Below are 6,445 nucleotides of genomic sequence, written 5' to 3'. Positions count from 1 at the left end.
CCCTCCCCCGGTCGAGGACCCTCCCCCGGTCGAGGACCGGCCCGTACCCGAACTGGATCAGTAGGCAGCAGGAGCCCCGTCATGTCCAAGGAATTCGAGATCGTCCGTGAGTTCGAGGTCGACGCCACGCCCGAGGAGGTGTGGGAGGCGATCACCAACGGCACCGGCGCCTATCTGTGGCCGATGCAGCCGCCCGAGCCCCGGGTCGGCGGCTCGGCGGCCTTCGGCTCCACCGTCACCGCCTACGACCCGCCGCACCACCTGGTCACCCGCAGCGAGGACGTCGGTTTCCCGACCCAGAGCGCCAACCAGCTGGAGCACGTCGTCGAACCCCGCGACGGCGGCCGGCGCGCCTGGGTGCGCTATGTGCACAGCGGGATCTTCACCGACGACTGGGACGGCCAGTACGACGGCGCGAGCCGGCACACCGACTTCTATCTGCACACCCTGCGCGAGTACCTCACCCGCTTCGCGCCCCGCCCGGTCACCTTCGCCCAGCTCAACGGGCCCGAGGCGTCCCAGGCACCGGACGCCTTCACCGCCGTGGGCCGGGCCCTCGGTCTGTCGGACGACACGGCCGAGGGCGCCAAGGTGAGCGTCCGGGGACCCGGCGGACGGGCCCTGGACGCGGTGGTCGACTACCGCGACCCCTACTTCATCGGGCTGCGCACCGACGACGCCCTCGTCCGGTTCTTCGGGCGCAACCACTGGGGCGCGCCGGTCGGCATCAGCGTCCACGACTTCGCGCCGGACGCGGACGCCGAGGCGAACGAGGCCGCCTGGCAGGACTGGCTGAACGGCGTGTACGGCCGGCCCTGAAGGGAGCGCGTCAGGGCGTCAGGGGCGGAACCGCAGCACCTGCGGGTCGTGGTCGCTGATCTGGTCGTGGAACTCCGAGTTGATGTGCACGCTGTCGTACTCGAAGTCACAGCCGCGCCGGATCGCCGGGCTGATCAGGATCTGGTCCAGGACCTGCTGGTTGCCCTGGTAGTCGTAGGTGTAGCGCTCGCTCCTGGGCAGCGACTGGATCGCCGACCACAGCTCGCCGTCACCCTGGAGGATCTTGGTGGTGTCGGAGAAGTCGAAGTCGTTCATGTCGCCGAGCGCGATGACGTTCGCGTTCTTCTGGACGTCGAGGATGCTCTTCACGAACGCGTTGACCAGCGTCGCCTGCGCGTGGCGCTGGGTCTCCGAGCTGCGCGCAGGGGGCTGGTACTGCGAGGTCAGACCCTGGTCGCCGCCCTTGGAGTTGAGGTGGTTGGCGATCACGAAGACCGACTTGCCGCGGAAGGTGAACTCTCCGGCCAGCGGCTTGCGGCTGCTGGCCCAGGCGGAGTCCGCCGGGGCGACACGGCCGGGGGAGGCGGTCAGCTGGGCCTTGCCGTGCACCTTGGTGACGCCCACCGCGGTGGTGGAGTCGCCGCCCGCGCGGTCGACGAAGGAGACCCGCTCGGGGTTGAAGAGGAAGACCTGGCGGATGTTGCCGCCGGGCTCGCCGCCGTCCTGGTCGTTGACCGGGTCGATCGAACGCCAGTCGTACTTCGGTCCGCCGGCCGCGACGATCGCGTCGATCAGCTTGTCCACCGTCACGTCGGCGGCGACCGTGCCGTCGTCCGTCGCGCCGTCGTTGTCCTGGATCTCCTCCAGGGACACGATGTCGGGCGACTGCAGGTTGTTCACGATCGCGGCGGCGTGCGCGTCGAACGTGGTGTCCGACGGGTCGAGGTTCTCGACGTTGTAGGTCGCGACCGCGAGCTCGCCGCGCGACTGCTTCTTCGTCGTCTCGCGCTCCAGGCCGCCGCTCTTCAGCGTGCCGAGGCTGCTCGCGACGAGGGTGTAGCCGCCGTACTGGTTGTAGTCCAGCGGGCCCGCCGTGGTGCCGGCCAGCGTGTCGCCGACGTTCGCCACCGGGAAGTCGGCGGTCGAACCGAGGGACTGGACCTGCAGACGGCCGGTGTTCTGGTCGGTGTAGGACGCGTACAGCGAACCGCCGCGGCGGGTGCGGTTCTCCTGCGGCTTCACCGTGACCCACAGCTCGCTGTACGGGTCGGTGGCGGTGACCACGCGGGCGTCCTGGACCTGGACGTTCATGCCCTCCAGGGACTCGTAGTAGTCCAGGGCGTACTTCGACGGCTCCAGCGCCAGGCCGTTGACCGAGCCGCTCGCGGCCGTGTCACCCGCCGGGGTGTACGCGGCGGGCACCGACTTCGCGTCGATCACGACCGGCGCGGGGACCGCGTTGCCGGTGGAGACGGTGGTGACGGTGGGCTTGGTGATCTCGGTCACCGACTGGTTGCCGGTGGAGGCACCGCCCGGGACGTACTCGGAGACCGTTCCGTTGACGGTGACCGAGTCGCCGACCGCGACCGTCGGGGTGGAGCTGGTGAAGACGAAGACGCCCTCGCTGGTGGCCGGGTCGTCGTCCGGCGTCGGATCCTGGAGCCAGAAACCTCTGGAGGAGCCGTACGTGCGCGTGGCCGTGACGATGCCGGGGACGTCCGTCACCTTCTGGCCGGCGTACGGCGACACCCGCGTGGTGCCCTGGATGTCGTGGATGCGCACCCCGTCGGCCTGCGCCGGAGAGGTGAGGGCGACGGTGGACGCCGCGCTGCAGACGGCGGCGACGGTGAGCGCGGCGAGTCGCGCGGAAGACCTGCTCGGCAAGGTGATCCCTCCGGGGACATGCGGAAGTGCCGGGACAAGGGTGACGTATATGGAGCGTGCATGACACGCGTAGAAAGAGAGTGAACAGTTGTCCCCCCTTTTCTACGCGCGTCAATCTCCTGCTTGGCCGGGGCAGTTGTCAAGGTTTCGGCCATGTACGGGACCCGGCGGGGAGATGAACCGGGCGGCATGGGTGGAAATCCGTCTAGGCTGAGCGGCTGAGTCGTACGGCGTCCAAAGAGCCGTACGGTCGTCGTACGGCGTCCGTGTCGCCGTACGACCGCCCAGGCGTCCGAGGAGAACCAGCCGATGTCAGACAGCGCCCCCCTGCCGCCGGTGCGGTTGCGTCCCGAAGCGGAGCTGGCGCGTGCCGCGCTGTCCACGCCGTTGCTCTCCCGGGCCGCCCGGCTCGCGCGCTGGGCCGGCCCCGACACCCGTGTCGACGCAGGCGGCGGACTCGCCGAGGGACAGCTCCCGGCCGCCGCCGAACTGCTCGGCCTCACCGGGGACGACGCCGCCGCCTTCGCCAGTGAGGCCTGGCGGGCCGCGATGGACGCCGGGCTCGTCGAGATCGTCGACGAGGAGGCCGGCACCGTGGCCGCGGGGGAGGAGCTGGCGCTGCTCACCGCGGGCTCGCCGCACGACGTGCTCGCGGTCTGGCAGGCGGCCCTGGAGGCCGTGATCGCCGACGCGGGCGTGCCCGACCTGGACGGAATTGTCGATGCGCTGGACGAGGGCGGCGAGGTCGATTTCTCGTCACTCGACTGGGACCCCGAGGCGGAGGCGGACTTCCTCGACGGCGTCCTCGGCAACCTGTACCTGCTCTCCGTGAGCGAGGACGGCCCCGGCGAGGCACCGGTGCCGCTGCCCGCGCTCGCCGCCTCGATGATCGTGCCCAGCGACATGGGCGAGCCGACCAACGACGTTCTCGAACAGGTCTCCGACGCGATGATGCGCCTCGACGACCAGTTCCGGATGCTGGAGCCGGTCGGACTGGTCGAGTACCAGCCGGTCGACGAGGCGCTGATGGCCGACGCCGACGAGGAGCCCGCGGCCGGACCGGTCGACGAGAGCGACGTCTCCCGCTACGGCATGGTCCGGCTCACCCCGCTCGGCGCGTACGGCCTGCGGGCCCGGCTGCTGGAGGCCGGCTTCGAGGCGCCCGCGGTCGGCGACCTCGTGGACAAGGGCGCGGACGCGCTGCTCGACGGCACGGCCGGCTTCCCGCAGGGCGCCGCGCGGGCCGAGACCGAGCAGTGGCTGGCGCCCCGCGAATCCCTGCCCGCCGCGCGGGAACTGCTCTTCGCCGCACGCGGCGCGGACTCCGGCGCGCCCCTGCGCCGGCTGCGCTGCCAGCAGGCGCTGTCGCTGGTCGGCCCCGAGGCCGAACCGGCCCTCCGCGAGGTCCTCGACGACCCCGAACTCGGCGGCCTCGCCCGGGTCTGGCTCGCCGAACGCGGCGCCGCCGACGTACCGGCGCCCTCCCCGGACATGATCTTCTGGCTGACCATCGACACCGTCGCCGCGCAGCTCGCCGCAGAGGGCAACTCCGAGGAACTCCAGGCCCTGGTCGAGGGGTTGGCCCAGCAGCACGGCGGCTTCTTCGCCGAGGCCTGGCGCGTGGAGCACCCGGACACGGCCGACGTCCTGGAGGCGATGGGCCGGCTGCACCCGGACAAGAAGGTGGCCAAGGAGGCCAGGAAGGCCGCGTTCAAGGCGCGGTCGCAGCACGGGGGCGGCGCCGAGTAGGCCGGACGGGGGAGACACCACCCTCCCTGGTGTGCTCTTGGCCGGGGCTTTGGGCTGCCGTGGGCCGCCGTATACGGATTCCTGGAACATGAGCCCTTGAGGTCGCCCGGTGTTCAACCGCCGTTCAGGGACGGGCGGGAGCGTGTGCGCCGTTACGAGGTCCGCGCCACCCTCCACGGCACTCCGACGGTCACAGGAGACACCATGTCGCTCACCCGCAGGGACTTCGCCAGGAAATCCGCGATCACCGGTGCCGGTGTGGCACTGGCGGGCAGCGTCGGCGCCCTGGCCACCGCCCCGAACGCCCTCGCCGCCACCGGGACCGTCGAGGCCGGGTCGGCGGACGCGCACGACGGCGTCGGCTACGGCCCGCTGTTCGCCGACCCGGACGGCATCCTCGCGCTGCCCGCCGGCTTCACGTACGAGATCATCACGTACAGCGGCAGGACCAGGCTGGAGACGGGGGAGTTCACGCCCTCCCATCACGACGGCACCTCCACCTTCGACGGCCCGCGCGGTGCCACCCTGCTCGTCAACAACCACGAGCTGAAGGGCCCGCGCGCCGACTGGGACCACCCGGTCCCGCTCACCGAGGGCCTCGTCTACGACCCCGCCGCCTCCGGCGGCTGCACGGTCGTCGAGGTGCGTCCCGGCGGCCGGGTCGCCGAGTGGGTCGGCATCGCCGGCACCTCCACCAACTGCGCGGGCGGCAACACCCCTTGGGGCACCTGGCTCACCTGCGAGGAGACCGAGGACAAGGCCGGCGCCAACGGCATGACCAAGGACCACGGCTACGTCTTCGAGGTCGACCCCGAGGACCGCCGGGCCAACCGCGACCCCAAGCCGGTCAAGGCGCTGGGCCGGTACGCCCACGAAGCCGTCGTCGTCGACCCCGGGCGCGGCCACCTCTACCTCACCGAGGACGCCTCCGGGCCCAACGGCCTGCTCTACCGCTGGACCCCGCCGCAGGGCTTCCACCACGGCCGCGGCAGGCTGCGCACCCTCGCCGACGACGCCGGCACCCTCCAGGCCTTCAAGTGCTTCGACTCCGCGGGCCAGTTCGTCGACGACCTCTCCCGCGCCACCAGGATCGGCACGGTGTACGGCGTCGACTGGGTCGACGTCCCCGACCGCGACGCCCGGACCACCTCGGTCCGCAAGCAGTTCGGCACCGGCCAGGTCACCCGCGCCCGCAAGCTGGAGGGGATGTGGTGGGGCGACGGCGGCACCTACATCGTCTCCTCCTACGCCCGTGCCGAGAGCCCCGTCCAGCACGACGGCGCCGTCTGGTTCCACGACCCGGTGCGCCGCACCCTCACCCTCAAGGTCCTCATCGGCGTCAACCCGGACCCCTCCGCGGAAGGCGGCTTCGACGGCCCGGACAACATCACCGTCTCCCCGTACGGCGGCCTCGTCATCGCCGAGGACGGCGAGGGACTCCAGCACCTCTTCGGCGCCACCGACAGCGGCCGCACCTACCCCATCGCCCGCAACGAACTCAACCTCGGCACCGAGACGGAGCCCGAGTACAGCGAATTCACCGGCGTCACCTTCTCCCCCGACGGAAAGACCCTGTACGCCAACATCCAGACCCCCGGCATCATGCTCGCGATCAAGGGCCCCTGGAAGCGGCAGAAGCGCTGCTGACCGCTAATTCGTTCGCCCGGCCCGAGGCCGTCCCCCTAAAGTGATGAACGTCCAGGTGCGAAGGCAGGACCTACTTCCACTCTTCATGGGGCGGCCGCGGGTTCGAGTCCCGCCACCGGTACAACACGCCGGTGTAGCTCAGGGGTTAGAGCACCTACGTCGGTTCCGCCGACTTCGATCTCTGGACACCGAAGACTTCTCGCACCTCCCGGTGCGTATCGTTCACCGAACTCGGGAGGCGCGGCTCATGGTGGGTGTCCGGTGCGTAGGCAGCGGTTGCCTCAGGGCGGAAAAGGCGGACGCGTCAGATTGTCGTTCCGCCGCCGACCCCTGACCTCGGACACCTTCCTTCCGCCGCGCCTCTCTCCGGAACTCCAATGAATTC

Annotated in this window: 4 protein-coding genes; 3 read left to right on the top strand and 1 reads right to left on the bottom strand. The window is 71.0% G+C overall.

The annotated features are described in order from the left end of the window. Positions 1-81: 81 nt before the first annotated feature. Positions 82-819, top strand: a complete 738-nt coding sequence (locus ACZ619_RS03540; RefSeq protein ID WP_469593593.1) for an SRPBCC family protein — start codon at positions 82-84, stop codon at positions 817-819. Positions 820-837: 18 nt separating this feature from the next. Here ACZ619_RS03540 and ACZ619_RS03535 read toward each other — a convergent pair whose 3' ends face one another. Then, a complete protein-coding gene (locus ACZ619_RS03535) occupies positions 838-2,664 on the bottom strand; it encodes an endonuclease/exonuclease/phosphatase family protein (RefSeq protein WP_469593590.1) in 1,827 nt (608 codons plus the stop codon). Positions 2,665-2,973: 309 nt separating this feature from the next. Here ACZ619_RS03535 and ACZ619_RS03530 point away from each other — a divergent pair, with 309 nt between their 5' ends. Both ACZ619_RS03530 and ACZ619_RS03525 read left to right on the top strand, forming a co-directional pair. Further along, positions 2,974-4,413: a hypothetical protein gene (locus ACZ619_RS03530; protein WP_469593587.1), complete on the top strand. Its 1,440-nt coding sequence runs from the start codon at positions 2,974-2,976 to the stop codon at positions 4,411-4,413. 204 nt (positions 4,414-4,617) lie between these two features. Continuing rightward, complete coding sequence (locus tag ACZ619_RS03525; protein WP_469593584.1) at positions 4,618-6,060, top strand: alkaline phosphatase PhoX; 1,443 nt, start codon at positions 4,618-4,620, stop codon at positions 6,058-6,060. The last annotated feature ends 385 nt before the right edge of the window (positions 6,061-6,445 follow it).

It is taken from the genome of Streptomyces sp. NPDC104367 (assembly GCF_055583825.1).
Note: the sequence above shows the minus strand (reverse complement) of the source record. Positions and strands in the feature narration are given on the sequence as shown.